Source organism: Rhizobium sp. AN68 (assembly GCF_030758035.1).
Classification (GTDB): Bacteria; Pseudomonadota; Alphaproteobacteria; order Rhizobiales; family Rhizobiaceae; genus Agrobacterium; species Agrobacterium tumefaciens.
On sequence record NZ_JARWMI010000003.1, the window covers coordinates 2,450,245 to 2,466,566 of the forward strand.

Annotated in this window: 10 protein-coding genes, 1 pseudogene and 1 riboswitch; of the genes and pseudogenes, 9 read left to right on the forward strand and 2 right to left on the reverse strand. The window is 57.4% G+C overall.

The window, feature by feature from the left end; genetic code table 11:
* Positions 1 to 1,824, reverse strand: a complete 1,824-nt coding sequence (gene thiC, locus RBH71_RS24995; protein WP_003516819.1) for a phosphomethylpyrimidine synthase ThiC — start codon at positions 1,822 to 1,824, stop codon at positions 1 to 3.
* A 94-nt stretch (positions 1,825 to 1,918) separates the two neighbouring features.
* Positions 1,919 to 2,030: riboswitch (TPP riboswitch) on the reverse strand.
* 180 nt (positions 2,031 to 2,210) lie between these two features.
* On the opposite strand from thiC, the gene RBH71_RS25000 reads away from it, so the two are divergent.
* From RBH71_RS25000 to RBH71_RS25020, 5 genes are read left to right on the forward strand one after another with little or no spacing between them, the layout of a single operon-like run.
* Positions 2,211 to 2,462, forward strand: a complete 252-nt coding sequence (locus RBH71_RS25000) for an acyl carrier protein (protein WP_003492279.1) — start codon at positions 2,211 to 2,213, stop codon at positions 2,460 to 2,462.
* On the forward strand, positions 2,462 to 3,643 hold the full coding sequence (locus RBH71_RS25005; protein WP_003516817.1) for an acyl-CoA dehydrogenase family protein: 1,182 nt from the start codon (positions 2,462 to 2,464) through the stop codon (positions 3,641 to 3,643). The genes RBH71_RS25000 and RBH71_RS25005 overlap by 1 nt, the downstream gene beginning before the upstream one ends.
* Positions 3,644 to 3,647: 4 nt before the next feature.
* Complete coding sequence (locus tag RBH71_RS25010) at positions 3,648 to 4,556, forward strand: amino acid--[acyl-carrier-protein] ligase (RefSeq protein WP_003516814.1); 909 nt, start codon at positions 3,648 to 3,650, stop codon at positions 4,554 to 4,556.
* A 6-nt stretch (positions 4,557 to 4,562) separates the two neighbouring features.
* Positions 4,563 to 5,546 (forward strand): DUF1839 family protein, encoded by a 984-nt coding sequence (locus tag RBH71_RS25015; RefSeq protein WP_003516813.1) that lies wholly within the window; start codon positions 4,563 to 4,565, stop codon positions 5,544 to 5,546.
* Positions 5,543 to 7,999 (forward strand): glycoside hydrolase family 2 protein, encoded by a 2,457-nt coding sequence (locus RBH71_RS25020; RefSeq protein WP_003516811.1) that lies wholly within the window; start codon positions 5,543 to 5,545, stop codon positions 7,997 to 7,999. The genes RBH71_RS25015 and RBH71_RS25020 overlap by 4 nt, the downstream gene beginning before the upstream one ends.
* Here the strand turns inward: RBH71_RS25020 and RBH71_RS25025 are convergent.
* Positions 7,970 to 9,787 carry a serine aminopeptidase domain-containing protein gene (locus RBH71_RS25025; RefSeq protein ID WP_080581006.1) on the reverse strand — a complete coding sequence of 606 codons (1,818 nt, stop codon included), beginning with the start codon at positions 9,785 to 9,787 and terminating at the stop codon, positions 7,970 to 7,972. The genes RBH71_RS25020 and RBH71_RS25025 overlap by 30 nt on opposite strands.
* A gap of 346 nt (positions 9,788 to 10,133) precedes the next feature.
* Between RBH71_RS25025 and RBH71_RS25030 the strand changes: the two genes are divergently transcribed.
* The 4 genes and pseudogenes from RBH71_RS25030 (at position 10,134) to RBH71_RS25045 (ending at position 16,303) form a co-directional block, all read left to right on the forward strand.
* Entirely contained in the window at positions 10,134 to 12,851 is a 2,718-nt protein-coding gene (locus RBH71_RS25030) for an ABC transporter ATP-binding protein (RefSeq protein ID WP_003516808.1), read from the forward strand.
* A 43-nt stretch (positions 12,852 to 12,894) separates the two neighbouring features.
* Positions 12,895 to 13,350, forward strand: a complete 456-nt coding sequence (locus RBH71_RS25035; protein ID WP_003516807.1) for a cyclic nucleotide-binding domain-containing protein — start codon at positions 12,895 to 12,897, stop codon at positions 13,348 to 13,350.
* 188 nt (positions 13,351 to 13,538) lie between these two features.
* Positions 13,539 to 14,399 (forward strand): annotated as a pseudogene (locus RBH71_RS25040) (MBL fold metallo-hydrolase).
* 209 nt (positions 14,400 to 14,608) lie between these two features.
* A complete protein-coding gene (locus RBH71_RS25045; RefSeq protein ID WP_003516805.1) occupies positions 14,609 to 16,303 on the forward strand; it encodes an adenylate/guanylate cyclase domain-containing protein in 1,695 nt (564 codons plus the stop codon).
* The last annotated feature ends 19 nt before the right edge of the window (positions 16,304 to 16,322 follow it).

The window sequence follows — 16,322 nt, forward strand, 5'->3', positions numbered from 1 at the left end:
CTACTGGCCGTCTGCCGGGGTCGCGAGCGGCATGTAAAGCTCGCCACCTTCCTTGAAGCGCGCGGCCATGGCCTCCAGCCCTTCCTTCTGCGCCTCGGCGCGGATGTCGTGGGAAATCCGCATCGAGCAGAATTTCGGCCCGCACATCGAGCAGAAATGCGCGACCTTGTGCGCCTCCTTCGGCAGGGTCTCGTCATGGAAGGAGCGCGCCGTGTCCGGATCCAGCGACAGGTTGAACTGGTCTTCCCAACGGAACTCGAACCTTGCACGCGACAGCGCATCGTCCCGCACCTGTGCCGCCGGATGCCCCTTGGCGAGATCGGCCGCGTGAGCCGCGATCTTGTAGGTGATGACACCGACCTTCACGTCGTTACGATCAGGCAGACCGAGATGTTCCTTCGGCGTGACATAGCAGAGCATCGCCGTGCCAAACCAGCCGATCATCGCTGCCCCGATGCCGGAAGTGATGTGGTCGTAACCGGGGGCGATATCGGTCGTTAGCGGCCCAAGCGTATAAAAGGGCGCCTCACCGCAGGTCTTCAACTGCTTGTCCATGTTCTCCTTGATCTTGTGCATCGGCACATGGCCGGGGCCCTCGATCATGACCTGGCAATCCTTCGCCCATGCGATCTGTGTCAACTCACCGAGCGTCTCCAGCTCGGCAAATTGCGCGGCGTCGTTGGCGTCGGCAATCGAACCGGGCCGCAACCCGTCACCCAGCGAGAAGGAAACGTCATAGGCACGGCAGATATCGCAGATCTCGTCGAAATGCTCGTAGAGGAAGCTTTCCTTGTGATGATGCAGACACCACTTGGCCATAATCGACCCGCCGCGCGAGACGATACCGGTGACACGGTTGACGGTAAGCGGAATGTAATGCAGCCGAACACCGGCATGGATGGTGAAATAATCCACGCCTTGCTCCGCCTGTTCGATCAACGTATCGCGGAACACTTCCCAGTTCAGGTCCTCGGCAATGCCGTTGACCTTCTCCAGCGCCTGATAAAGCGGCACCGTGCCGATCGGTACCGGCGAATTGCGGATGATCCATTCGCGGATATTGTGGATGTTGCGCCCGGTCGAAAGGTCCATGACGGTATCGGCACCCCAGCGGATCGCCCAGACCATCTTCTCCACCTCTTCGGCCATGGAGGAGGTGACGGCGGAATTGCCGATATTGGCGTTGATCTTGACCAGAAAATTACGGCCGATGATCATCGGCTCAAGCTCGGGGTGATTGATGTTGGCCGGGATGATGGCGCGACCCGATGCGACTTCCTGACGGACGAACTCTGGCGTCACATAATCGGGTATCTGCGCACCGAAACTCTCGCCATCACGAGCCAGCTTCTCCTTCGCCGCTTCGCGCCCCAGATTTTCGCGAATGGCGATGAACTCCATTTCCGGCGTGATGATGCCTGCCCGCGCATAGGCAAGCTGCGTTACGGCTTTTCCTTCCGTGGCCCTCAGCGGCTGGTGGCGCACGGCAAATTCAGGCGTCAGGCGCTCGCCAGTGGCAAAGCCGTTATCCTCCGGTTTGACGTGCCGACCGTCATAAGCCGCGACATCGCCGCGCGCTACAACCCAGTCGTGACGCAGGCGCGGCAGACCCTTTTCGATCAGAACGTTATGCAATGGATCGGTATAGGGGCCTGAGGAATCATAGACCGTGACCGGCGGTTCTCCCGCCGTCGGGTGGACGGCGATTTCGCGCATCGGCACGCGAATATGCGGATGCAAAATTCCGGTTTTGTGGATTTTCGTGGAGGCGGGATGCGGCCCGGTTGTGACGACAAGCGGGATATTCTTGGCAACGATATTCATCATGAGGCTCCAAAGTTTGACAGTGGAGACCCAGTTCGAGCCGGAATGATGGAAAATACCGACGCGTCGGCAGCGCAAGTTACACGCAATCCGACCTTCGGTCTTTGCACCGTCCCTACGCCAGTATGAACTGGATCAGGTTCAACGGGTCACTGCGCATAAAAGCAGAATCTCAGCCCCTTGACGGGACACCCCTGGTGAATGGACACAAGAGAAAACACCGCCCGACATTTGTCAAGGGTGCTGCTGATGGCTGGCAAAGGTGGACGAACAACAAAAGCGCCGTTAGTGGTAATTAACCTAACGGTTTAGGCGAATATTATCGTTTTCAAATTAACGATAAGCACAAACCATCCTGATGTTAAATTCATGGGAGATAAGTCGGAATGAATGCGACTATTCGTGAAATACTGGCAAAATTCGGCCAGCTTCCTACCCCCGTCGATACGATTGAAAACGAAGCAGATCTTTATGCAGCAGGTCTTTCTTCCTTTGCCTCGGTGCAATTGATGCTGGGTATCGAGGAAGCTTTCGATATCGAATTCCCCGACAACCTCTTGAACCGCAAGTCCTTTGCCAGCATCAAGGCCATTGAAGACACCGTTAAGCTCATTCTGGATGGTAAAGAGGCAGCCTGATGAATGTGACCGTTGCGCCGCAGGATGAAACGCTGTCCGCGCGCGCAAGCCGCGTCGCAGCAATTGCCGCCAAACACGCGGACGAGGTGGACGTCACCGGTCGCTTCCCGGAGGAAGCCGTCAACGCGCTGAGACAAGAGCGCCTTCTCGGCATTCAGGTCCCGTCCTCTCTTGGTGGCGAAGGCGCATCCATACAGCAAATCGCCGATATCTGCGCCCGGCTTGGCCAGGCCTGTTCGGCAACCGCGATGATTTTCGCCATGCACCACATCAAGGCATCGAGCCTTGTGGAACACGGCGAGACAAGCCCATGGCATGCGGGTTTCATGAGCCGCATTGCAAGCGAACAGCTTCTGCTCGCCTCGGCCACGACCGAAGGCGGAATCGGCGGCAATCTGCGCAATTCCATCTGCGCGATTGAGGTCGAAGGAGAGATCTGCCGGCTGGAGAAGGACGCCACCGTCATTTCCTACGGCAGCAATGCGGATGCCATCCTCATCACCTCGCGCGCCCACAAGGATGCCGCCCCGGCCGATCAGGTGATGACCGTCTTCCTGAAAGATCAGTACAAGCTCGAGAAGACCCACGTCTGGGACACACTCGGCATGCGCGGCACCTGTTCGGACGGTTTCCTGTTCCGCGGCGAGGCGCCGGCGGTGCAGATATTCCCAAAACCCTTTGCGGAAATCGCCGCGCAATCCATGCTTGCAAGCTCGCATCTTCTGTGGAGCGCCGTGTGGTATGGCATCGCGTCGGATGCGGTGCTGCGCGCGCAATCCTTCGTCAGGACGGCTGCACGCAAGTCGCCCGGTGTCACACCGCCAGGCGCTATCCACATTGCCGAAATTTCCACCAAATTGCAGGTGGTCAAATCCAACGTCATTGCGGGCGTAAAGGCTTACGAAGACACCAAGAGCGACCCGGACAAGCTGATGTCCATGGCGTTCGCGGTTGCCATGAACAATGTGAAGATCTGTTCTTCGGAAACCATTCTGGAGATCATCGACCAAGCGATGCTGGTCTGCGGCATCATGGGTTACAAGAACGGTACGCCCTACAGCCTTGGCCGACACCTTCGCGACGCGCATTCCGCGCGCCTGATGATTTCCAACGACCGTATTCTCGGCAATTCCGCCAATCTCCTGCTGGTTCACAAGCAGGACACCAGCCTCTTGGGATAAGACCATGGATATGCAAACATCGTTTCTCGATCGACTGTTCGAAGAAGGCCTGCTGATTGAAACGGGTGTCGATGGTCTTTACGGACGGAGCGGCCAGTTCGAGGATGTCATTGCCGCATTCGAACGCCTGATCGACCGCACCGGCGGCCCGGACAGTGCAGAGGCGATCCGCTTTCCGCCCGGCATCAACCGCGCCTATTTCGAAAAGAGCGGTTACATGAAAAGCTTCCCGCAGCTTGCGGGCACGGTGCATTCCTTCTGCGGTTGCGAACTTGACCATGTCAGCCTTCTCAAATCCATGGATGAGGGCGGCGACTGGACAAAGGACCAGAAAGCAACCGATATCGTGCTGACGCCGGCCGCTTGCTATCCTCTTTATCCGACCATCGCCAAGCGCGGCGCATTGCCTTCCGGCGGCGGTCTCTACGACATCCAGTCCTATTGTTTCCGCCATGAACCCTCGAAGGACCCGGCACGTCAGCAACTTTTCCGCATGCGGGAATATGTGCGCATGGGCACGGAGAGCGATGTGACCGAATTCCGCCAGACATGGATGGATCGCGGCGTGGCGATGATGGAAGCCGTGGGCCTTGATGTGACCATCGACGTGGCCAACGATCCCTTCTTCGGCCGCGCGGGCAAAATGCTCGCCAACAACCAGCGCGACCAGAACCTGAAATTCGAACTGTTGATCCCCGTCACATCCGCCACCAACCCGACGGCCTGCATGAGCTTCAATTACCATCAGGACGCCTTTGGCCAGAAATGGGGATTGAACCTCGACAATGGTGATGTGGCTCACACCGCCTGCGTCGGTTTCGGCCTTGAGCGCATTGCGCTGGCACTTTTTGCGCATCACGGACTGGATGTAAAAACATGGCCCGAAAAGGCCTTGAAAACACTCTGGGGCTAACCATTCATGCGGCAGATTTTCCCCGGTCTCGATCCCAAAAACTATGTGCAGCACTCGCTTCATTCGTCGGAAAGAATGTGGCCGGAGACCAATTGCTACATCGATTTGTGGATCGAGGTGCTGGCCTCGAAAGGGTTGCCGCCTGAGGCCATGTTCGGCTTCACCCTGACGCAGGATTTCGAAGGCGACCAGTTCACCTTCTTCAAGGTGCCGCTGGAAGATCTGGAAGCACTTTATGGCGTTCGAGCCACCGAACTTGCGATCTTCGACCGGGTAGAAAACCATATCGAAGCGCAGCTGGAGCGCGGTCGCATCTGCCTGATCGAGATGGACAGCTTCTATATGCCCGATACCCACGGGGTGGGTTACCGGAAGGAACATGGCAAGACCACCATCGCCATCAACCGGCTGGACCTTGCAAACCGGGAACTCGATTATTTTCATAATGCCGGCTTTTTCCACCTGTCGGGCGAAGATTTCGACGGCCTGTTCCAGCATCATCTGAGAGAGAGCGAGCCGCCCTTCCTGCCCTATACGGAATTTGCGAAATTTGCAGACAGCAACCCTTCGCCGGCGCATATCCGCAAAACGGCCGAACGGCTGCTGAAGTTTCATTTTTCACGGCGACCATCCGACAATCCGGTCAGGTCTTTTGCAGCCGTGTTTCCGGCTCAGGTCGAGAAGGTGGCAGACCGTCCGTTTGGCTTTTTCCACAAATATGCCTTCAATACGCTGCGCCAGCTCGGCGCCAATTTCGAACTGGCGGCGAGCCACCTCGAATGGCTGGACAAGAGCGAATTTGCTGAAGCGCGAGACCACGCGCTGCGCATATCCGAGGTCGCCAAGACCGTGCAGTTCCAGCTCGCTCGCGCCGTCACACGCCGTAAATTCGACGCGCTCGCCTCGGTGCTCGATCCGGCTGCGGAAGCATGGGATGGTGTGATGGAAGCCCTTGCGGCGAAATTGTCGAACACCAGCGAGGCCGCGTGAGGACTTATCTTCCGCGCGAAAGCGAAAAATTGCTGAGTGAAGGCTGGACGCTGACACTGACGTCCGCCAATGCCTGCGAAACGCCCTCGGAAATTCCCGCAACTCTTGAAAGCTTTCACGTATCCGTTCCCGGAACAGTGGCGCAAGCTCTGGAACTGGCCGGGAAATTCGACCGTTTCAATCCGACACCATTGAACGACAGGGATGCCTGGTACCGTCTGACGATGATTTCCGATGTGCGGGAGCGGGCGATCCTGCGCTTCGACGGCCTGTCGACGATTGCAGAAATCTTCCTCAACGGCGAACTGATCGCCGCCAGCCAGAGCATGTTCGAAAGGCTGGAAGTGCCGGTTGAACTGACGGGCGCGGACGAACTTTCGATCTGCTTCCGGGCACTTTCGCCAAGGCTCGAAAAAACCGGTCCCCGCGCCCGCTGGCGTCCGCAGATGATGAACACTCAAGGTCTGCGGCTGATCCGCACCACGGCGCTCGGATATATGCCAGGCTGGTGCCCGGAAATCCATGCCGCCGGCCCATGGCGACCCATCAGCCTTATAAGACAGGCAGACGTGCTTTGCACAGTCCGGTCCTCGCTCGACGAAACCGGGACGGGAACGGTCAACATCGCCCTGGAGGCGAACCACGACATTCCATCCGCACGGCTCACCTGCGCCGGTTACAGCACCGATCTTTCCAGAGGTGAAAACGGCGAATTCTTGGGCGAACTCCGGATACCCGATGTCGAGACCTGGTGGCCGCATACCCACGGCAGACCGGCGCTCCATGAAGTCATTCTGGAACTGGATGGTAAGCAACACAGACTCGGGCGCACCGGCTTCAGGCGCATGGAGGTGGATTACGGCGAAGACGGCAACGGTTTCGGCATCCGGGTAAACGGGCTCCCCGTTTTCTGCCGGGGCGCAGTCTGGACGACCGCCGACATCGTGCGCCTGCCGGGAACAAGACCGGACTATGAGCCTTGGCTTCGAAAAGCTGCCGAAGCCGGTATGAACATGATCCGCATCGGCGGCACGATGGCCTATGAAACGCCGGAGTTCTTCGCGCTCTGCGATGAACTCGGCATCATGGTTTGGCAGGACGCCATGCTTGCCAATTTTGATTATCCAGCAAAGGATGAGGCGCTCAGCCAGCACATCGTTACGGAAGTCTCGCAGTTCCTCGAGGCGACCGCCCTTTCCCCTTCGCTGATCGTTTTTTGCGGTGGTAGCGAAATGTACCAGCAGGGCGCGATGCTCGGTCTGCCGGAACAGATATGGAAGGGAACGCTCACCGAGACAATTTTGCCCGAAGTCCTGACCGAAAAACGGCCAGACGCGGCCTATGTGGCGAATTCCCCTTCAGGCGGCGCCTTGCCCTTCTTTCCCAATGCCGGAGTTGGTCATTATTACGGTGTGGGCGCCTATTGCCGTCCGCTGGAAGATGCCCGCCGGGCCGATCTCCGCTTTGCTGCAGAGTGCCTGGCCTTCGCCAATATTCCCGAACAGGAAACGCTGGACAGACATCTTCCCGCTCTGGCGGTGCATGATCCGCGCTGGAAGGCGCGCACGCCACGCGATCGCGGCGCTTCCTGGGATTTCGAGGATATTCGCGACCATTATCTGAAACTGCTTTACGACGTTGAGCCGGACGTGCTGCGTCGGGAGGATGGCGGCCTCTATCTCGACATGTCTCGTGCCGTCACTGCCGAGGTCATGGAAGCAACCTTCGCCGAATGGCGTCGCGACACGTCCTCTTGCCGGGGCGCCCTGGTCTGGACCTTGCAGGATCTCGTTCCCGGCGCTGGCTGGGGTATCATCGATGCCACCGGCAGACCCAAATCCGTCTGGCATGCGCTGAAAAGAGCGTTTCGTCCCATCCAGGTCAGCCTTTCCGATGAAGGCACCAACGGGCTGGACATTCATGTCATCAACGAAACCGGCGACAACCTTGACGCCATGCTGGAACTGACCTGCCTGCGCGATGGCACGCAACCCGTCGTCCATGCCAAACGGCCGCTCACGCTCTCGCCGCGACAGAGCCAGACCATCGCCGCAACCGATTTGTTCGGCGCCTTTTTCGATACGACCTATGCCTATCGTTTCGGCCCGCGCTCCCATGATGTGACGGTAGCCCGGCTCCGCGATGTCGCGACCGGATCTGTCATCGCCGACGCATTCCATTTTCCTCTCGGTCGGAAAAAAGCACTGCACGCCGCCAACCTTCAGGTGGGGGTGAGCGAGGCGAACGGCATCTGGTCGCTCGAGATCGGCACGGACCGGCTGGCGCAATCCGTCCATATCACGGCGCAAGATTACCGCGCCTCGGAAAGCTGGTTCCATCTCGCACCCGGTGAAACCAGAAAAATCGACCTTATCCCGGAGACAGCAACATCCGAAACGCCCCCTTCCGGCGATGTCGTCTCGCTAGGCTCCAGCCGGCGATTTTCCTTTTAGAGCCATCAGCTTCACCGCATCGATGTAGGCTTTTCTGGCCTCAGGCGTTGAAAGATTATGGTCGGCGTCAGGAACAATCGTCAGCGACACATTCCGATAGGCCGACAAGCCCCTGCCATCGGCGTTGAAATAATACCGGAAATGCTCAAGCCCGTCGTCATTCTCGCTGTAAAGCAGGCTAATGGACACATCCCTTGTCTTGAGCTTGTCGAAAGCACCGTAGACGGCACGCCCTTCCTCGCTCCCCCGGCGGGAAAGCCTTGCCGTTTTTATCGAAAGCTTCTTGAGCGTCGCCTTGGCGATATTGCGACCAGCGCTCACCACATCGACATCGCCGCTGACGAGACGCTTGAACGTAGCGCCCTGGCGAAAACGCTGGCTGTATTCCCCAAAGGACCGTGGCGGTTTGTGCAGCGCTTCATCGACCGAGCGGCCTTTCCGCCAATGGAACACAACCGGATTAACCGCAACCACCCCGCTGATCCGGTCATCGGCAAGCGCGCCATTGAAGGCGAGGTAGGCGCCACTGCAGCGCCCAGCAGCAACGACGGGTCCTTTGCCACGCCGACTGAGAAAATCGAGCGCTGCGGCCACGTCGTCATTCTGCGTCACATCGTAAAGAACCTGATCGGGCGCGTTTTTGACCGGGGGGCTGTCGGCAATATTGGCCGCGTCGAACCGCAACGAAGCGATACCCTCCCGTGCGAGCAAACGGGCCGTTTGCACGGAAAGCCTGCCCCAACCCGCATGCCGATCGTAGGCTGCGCCCAGCAGAAGGACCGAGGAGACCGCCACCCGATCGTCAGGCTCGCAAAAAACACCGAAAAGCCGGCCGGCTTCGCCAAATTGCACCGGCTGTTCCAGAAAACCGCGACCGCGCTGCGGAGCGTTGACGATGAAATCCTCCTGCGGACCTGCCGCATCCGTGGTCTGGGTCTTGGACAGGACCCAATCCCGAAGCCGCTTCACCACATCGCCGGGTATTTTCGAGAGTGTAGGACTGGATACGAGATCGTCATATCCCTCAAATTCCGCCTCCCCCACCTCGGCACCAATCGCGGCGAGTTGTTTGGCAAAATCGCTGTCGCTCGCCCGGCCCGGTCTCGACAGCACCAGAATGCTGCGCGCAGGAGCAGTATCCAGCTTTGCAAGATTGACCTTCTTGATAGCATCAGCAACACCCACCGGCATGGCCATGCCTGCAATTGCCCCCGCCTCCGCCATGCGCTGCCCGGGCCGAAGACCAAGGCCATCGTCAATCATGGACGACCACATCGCCAGTTCGCGAAGATAGCTCCGACCGGAGACGACGGGCGCCAGAAGCGCCATGGAACCGACCGCCGCCGCATCGGCGAGCGCCTGTATCGCGATCAGACAGCCGAGACCCTGAGCGATGACGACCACCCTGGAACAGCCGGAAAGACGTTTTAGATAATCGAGCGCCGCTCGCGTGTCGGAAAGCCAATCCGCCGCACGGTCGACATCCTCCGGATCGAGCGCATCCCCGGCGCCATGATAGTCGAACCGCAGGCTGGCGACGCCGGCCGCCGCCAGCCGTTCAGCCACAACCCGCTGAAACTTGCGAGTGCACAGTTCCTCCATGCCCCAGGGGCTGACGAAAAGAACCGCATGATCCTGTTTGACCTCTTTGCGCGCCGGGTGAAAAATACCCGTGCATCCTTGAAAAGAAACCGGATGCGCGATCGACCCATCGGATGCAATGCCCGAGAGCGACAACATGTCAGGGGACGGTTCACCGCTTGCACGCTCTGAAATATCTATCGCCATCGACCTTGCAATCACTACGCCTGTGTCGGCTCAACCATTTGCGGGATAACTATACCGGAGCGTCCTAACGTCCTGTTCTACAGTAAAACCAATAACATTAGGGAAGTCTAAAAATGTAGTCGTCTCAATATCGAATGTGGAATGCACGTTACAAAAACAAATATCGGGGATCGTGGGCCAGCCTCGGCACGGGCGCTATTTTGCTCGAAACCGCTTGAATATACTGATAAATAGCGAGTCACATACCTATTTGCAGGAGGGGATCCCGCCACCCGGCAGCCTGACCGTCTTGACACCGCGCAAACCAACACGCCGGGCCCTGCCCGACAGGTCATAGAAGTTTTATATGGAACAAAGCCTTACGCGTTATATCTGGTCGCATACGAAGCGGCAGCAGCTTTTCATTCTGCTGATCGTCGCCCTGTCCATGATCCCCTATTTCCTCGCCTTCGATCTGCCCAAACAGATCGTCAACGGGCCCATTCAGGGAGACGGCTTCGAAGGGGCAAACGCGACACAGCTTTTCATGCATCTCACGGTCGATATTCCCTATTGGGGCACCGTGACGCTCTTCCCCGGGCTCGAACTCAACCGCATGTCGATGCTGATGGCGCTCAGCCTCACCTTCCTTGCGCTTGTCGTCATCAACGGGCTTTTCAAATATTATATCAACACCTTCAAGGGCCGCCTCGGGGAGCGGCTTCTCAGGCGTATCCGTTTCGAACTTATCGATCGGATCCTGCGGTTCCCGCCCACGCATTTCAAGCGGGTCAAGGGTGCTGAAATCTCCAGCATGGTGAAGGACGAGGTCGAACCGCTGGGCGGATTTACCGGCGACGCCTTTGTGCAGCCGGCGCTTCTGGGCGGTCAGGCGCTCTCGGCACTCTTCTTCATTCTCGTGCAGAATTTCTGGCTGGGTCTGATTGCGGCTTTCATGGCCGCCATACAGGTCGGCATCATCCCCAAAATGCGCCGTCGCCTCATCGAACTCGGTCGCCAGCGGCAGCTGAGCGCACGCCAGCTTGCCGGGCGCATCGGCGAAATGGTCGACGGCATCGGCACCATCCACGCCTATGACACCTCCAATTTCGAGCGTGCCGATGCCTCTCACCGGCTCGGCGACATCTTCAGGATCCGCTACGATCTCTACCAGTGGAAGTTCCTGGTCAAATTCATCAATAACTTCCTCGCGCAGCTCACCCCTTTCTTCTTTTATGCACTGGGCGGTTATCTCACGCTCAAGGGCAGCCTCGATGTCGGGCAGCTGGTTGCCGTCATCAACGCTTATAAGGAACTGCCAGGACCGCTGAAGGAGCTGATCGACTGGGATCAGGCGCGTCAGGATGTTCAGGTAAAATACGAGCAGGTCTTCGAGCAGTTCGATGCGTCGAACATGATCGATGACAAGGTGCAAAAACTGTCACCGGGAGCAGTCGCGGCAATTGCCGCACCGATCGTCGTCAGCAATCTGACGCTGGAAGACGATAGCGGCAGCCGGCTTCTGGAACAGGCATCGTTGAAGATCGAGGCAGGCGAGGTGATCGCCATCGTCGGCGGATCGGGAGCAGAGGCGCTCGCGGATGCTATCGGCCGCACGCTCTGGCCGACCTCCGGCAAGGTAAGCATCAACGACGTCGACATATTGGAATTGCCTGAATCGCTGACGGGCCGTCGCATCTCCTATGTGTCCTCGGACAGCTATTTTTTCCACGCCAGCCTGAAGGACAATCTGCTTTACGGTCTCAAGCACGCACCGCTTGTCGAAAAGCAATACGAAGGTGCAGCGCTGGAACACCGCAAATGGGAGATCCGCGAAGCCAAGCTTGCGGGCAATCCGACGATCGACATCAACAGCGAATGGATCGACTACGCTTCAAGCCCGGCCGGTGACGGCAAGCCGGAAAACCTCATCCAGGCCGTTCTGGCTGTGCTCGACAGCGTGGAACTTTCACAGGATATTCTGGAATTCGCGTTGCGCTCGACGATCGACCCTTTGACCGACCTGCATCTTGCGGCCCGCATTGTGGAACTGCGACATGTCCTGCGCGCCGAACTGGAAAAGGAGAACCTGAGCGGCCTCATCGCTCCGTTTGAGCTGGAGAGCTACAACAGCGAGGCCACCGTGGGTGAGAACCTGTTGTTCGGTACCATGCGCGACTCATCACAGTCGATCAGGACCGTCATAGAAAGCGAATATTTCCGTTCGCTGATGCGCGAAACAGGCCTCGTCAAAACCCTGTTCGAAATGGGGTATACGATTGCCGAAAACATCGTGGAAATCTTCGCGGACCTGCCGGGTGACCACCCCTTCTTCCAGCAGCTGACATTCATGACGCCCGACGATGTTCCGGTCTATCAGCAAATGCTGCAGCGTCTTCAGAGCCGGAGTTTCGACGAGGCCAATGAAAGCGAAAGACGCGCGATGCTGCGGCTGAGCTTCTTCTACATCGAGCCCCGGCAGCGTTTCGGCCTGCTGTCACCGGAAATCATGAACCGGATAGTTGAAGTCCGGCACATGTTCCATGAAAACCTGCCGGACAGCCTGAAGAACGTGATCGAAATCTACGATCCGACGAAATACATGAGTGCCACCAGCCTTCTGGACAATATTCTCTTCGGCAAGGTCAGCCATCGTTATACCGACGCATCACGGCGCATCACCCACATCGTGGCCGAGGTCATGCGCAAGCAGGGCGTCTATGAGCGTGTGCTTGCGGTGGGTCTGGATTTCAACCTCGGCGCCGGCGGCAAGCGGCTCGGGCCACTCCAGCGGCAGAAGCTCAATCTCGCAAGGGCGCTGATCCGCAAGTCCGACTATTACGTCTTCAATCGCCCCCTTCCCGGCCTCGATCCGCGGCAACAGGAGGAAATTGTCGAACGGGTCATCACATTCCTGAAACAGAACAATAATAACCCGGCGATCGTGTGGGTTCTGTCGAATGCGACGCTCTCGCGCATGTTCGACCGGGTCATCGTCGTCCATCAGGGCCTTATCAGCGCTGATGGAAGTTACGAGACTCTTGCGCAGGAAAACGGTACATTCAAGGATATGGTCGCAACATAAATCCAAGAAAGTGACCGAGGTGGAACAAGAACAGGGTAAGGCAATGCTTTTCAAAGACGAAATTCAAATGCTGAAACGCGTCCCGTTTTTTTCGGAAATGGAACCGTCGAAGCTCAAACTTCTCGCATTCGCATCCGACCGCGTGTCCTATCACACCGGCGACATGCTGTTCCGGCAGGGAGATGTCGGCGATGCGGCCTACGTCCTTTTGACCGGCAAAGTGGATGTTCTGGTCGATTCTCCGTCGGGCACGTTAAAAGTGGCCGAAATGACCGGCAATGCGATCGTCGGTGAAATCGCCATTCTCTGCGACAGCGTCAGAACCGCAACCGTGCGTGCCTCCACCAACGTGGAAGCCCTGCGTATCGGCAAGGAACAGTTCTTCAAGCTCATGTCCGATTTCCCTGACATTACCATCAAGGTCATGCGCGTTCTTGCCGAACGTCTCACCCAGACGACGACGGAGCTTAGCAAAGCGCGTGCAAACGCGAGAACATGAGCCGCAATTTCTTGCTACCGTGGATGGCGATGTTGGAAAAATAAATGTCGCACCATTGCAATATAAATGAAATGCTGACTGAATAAGGGTAAGGGCGTCCGCCAAAAGAGAGCGGATATAATAATCTGTAGAGACAACGGGCTTCATGGGAGGAAGCGTGCAAGATTCCGTTGTAATCGGGGTGTGTCATGGCGTTCGATTCCGACATAGTAAGTCGGGAAGGTAATAAAGATTTTCGGGTAAAGATCTGGGGTGCGCGGGGAACGCTTCCTGTTTCAGGTGAAAACTTCCGAAAATATGGCGGGAATACCATCTGCATCGAGGTACGATGCGGAGATCATGTTCTTTTGTTCGACGCGGGTTCGGGGTTACACCCTGCTGGTCTGGCGTTGCGGGCGGAAGGTATTACCGACGTCAACCTGTTCTTCTCTCACTGCCATTACGACCACATCGTCGGCTTTCCCTATTTCAAGCCGTTCTACAATAGCTCCAACGATGTCGCCATCTGGTCGGGTCATCTTGCCGGCACCATGACAACGCGGGAAATGCTCAAGGACTTCATGAGCCCGCCATGGTTCCCCGTACCGCTGGAAGTCTGCTGCGCAAAAATGGCAACCCGTGACTTTATGCCGGGCGACGTCCTGGATGTTCATCCGGGCCTCTCGATCTGAACTGGAATGCTCAATCATCCGGGCAACGCCATCGGGTATCGCCTGGACTGGGCGGGAAAGTCATTCGCCATCATCACCGATACCGAACATGAACCGGGCAATATCGACAAGAACGTGCTTGATCTGATCAAGGACGTCGATCTCTTCCTCTACGACGCCATGTTTACCGATGAGGAGATGGGCCTTTATCGCGGTTATGGCCATTCGTCCTGGCAGGAGGCGATCCGCCTTGCCAAACTGGCAGGCGCAAAAAATGTCGGCTTCATCCACCACGCCCCAAGCCGCAGCGACGATGAGCTGGACGATATCGAAAAACAGGCAAAAGCCCAGTTCAGCGGTGCATTCGCGACAATGGACGGCCAGATCATCGACCTCTGATCGCGGTCACAAATCTCGTGTTGCTGGCCTGCGTTTGACGCTTTTTTGAAGCCTGATTTGTATCATGCGGCGAACAGACGTTCGAACACGCACAATTGACCATCGCCGGCCCATTGCTCCACGATATTGCCACGAGATACCCTGCATTAAAGACACCAGAGCACACTTAATGATGATTCTGCGCCAAATGACCGCATGATGGGATTTGCATGATCCGTTTCTTTTCGGAGACCAATTTGAGACGCGCCCGGATCTTGTCCGGCCTCATCATTTTTGCCTTTGTATTTTCCCATCTTTTCAACCATTCGCTCGCTCTCATCTCCATCGATACCGCCGAGCGGGCGCGAAAATGGTTCAGCCTGATCTGGCTCAATCCCGTCAGCAGCCTGCTGTTTTATGGGTCGGTTGTGGTGCACGTCTGTCTTGTCCTGCGCTCGCTTTATCAGCGCCGAACATTGCGCATGCCCCTTCGCGAAGCGCTGCAAGCCATACTTGGCCTGTCGATCCCGTTTTTGATCATCAGCCACGCCGTCAATATTCGCGTGTCGCACATGATCTACAACATCGACGTGGGATATTACTCGGTCGTTCGCCGGCTCTGGATCAACAACCCCATGGCCGGCGCGTGGCAAAGCCTCGCATTGATCGTGATCTGGACCCACGGGTGTATCGGCCTGTTTTTCTGGTTGCGTTACCGGGACTGGTATCCCAAAATTGCCGGGATATTCATGACTGTGGCGGTGATGCTGCCTTTGTTGGCGCTTCTGGGCTTCAGCGATGCCGGCCGCTGGCTGGAGGAGGTGGACAGAAAATACTCACTTCCTCCCGGGCTTGCAGATACCACCGTTCAAAGAGACGACATACCGTTACAACGGGAGATGGAGACGCGTATCCGTTTCGTTACCGACGCAACGGAAGCGATTTTTGTCGGCGCGGTCATGCTGGTGTTCGTCTTGCGCGGCGTGCGCAGCTGGCGACAGAGATCGACGGCTATCGAAATCCGTTATGAGCATGGCGCGCAAGCGCGCGTCCCTGCCGGGCTCAGCATTCTGGAGGCCAGCAGACTCGCGGGCGTACCGCATTATTCCGTATGCGGCGGCAAAGGACGCTGTTCGACCTGCCGGGTCAGGATTGTCGAAAGCAAAGGCCCGCTTCCGCCTCCTGGAGATATCGAACAAACCACTTTGAGGCGCATACATGCCGATTCAGATGTGCGGCTCGGCTGCCAGTTGCGGCCCACTCAGGATATTGGAATAGCGCTTCTGGTATCGCCGCCCCAACAGAGCGACCTGCCAGCGGATGCGCAACCGGCACGGCCGGGCAAGGAAGAGGAGATCGCCATCCTCTTTTGTGATATCCGCAATTTCACCGCGCTTTCCGAGGCGAAACTGCCATATGACGTCGTGTTTCTTCTAAACCGCTACTTCACCATCGTCGGGCAGGCCGTAGAACAGGCCGGAGGACATCTCGACAAATTCATCGGTGATGGCGCCATGGCTCTTTTCGGACTTGGCGACGATGCAGAAAATGCCTGCCGCAACGCCATGAAGGCCGCCGCTATCATATTGCGGGAGCTTTCAATCCTGAATGAGGGACTGGAAAAACAATTTGCCGTCCGGCTGGAAGTGGTAGTAGGCATCCACGCCGGCCCGACGATCGTCGGCGTCATGGGCTATGGCGCAGCGAAAACCCTGACCGCCATCGGCGACACCGTGAATGTGGCGAGCAGGCTGGAATCCAAGGCCAAGGAATTCGGCGCCGCCATTGTCGTTTCCGAACCCGCCATCATTCAGGCGGGACAGGAGATTGCCGATTTGCGAAGCGAAAAAATCGCCATTCGCGGGAGAAACTCGCAAATGAAAGTTTTCCTGCTCTCGAAAGAAGAGAGCGAGCGCTACCTATAAGGCAACACGGGCGCGCTCG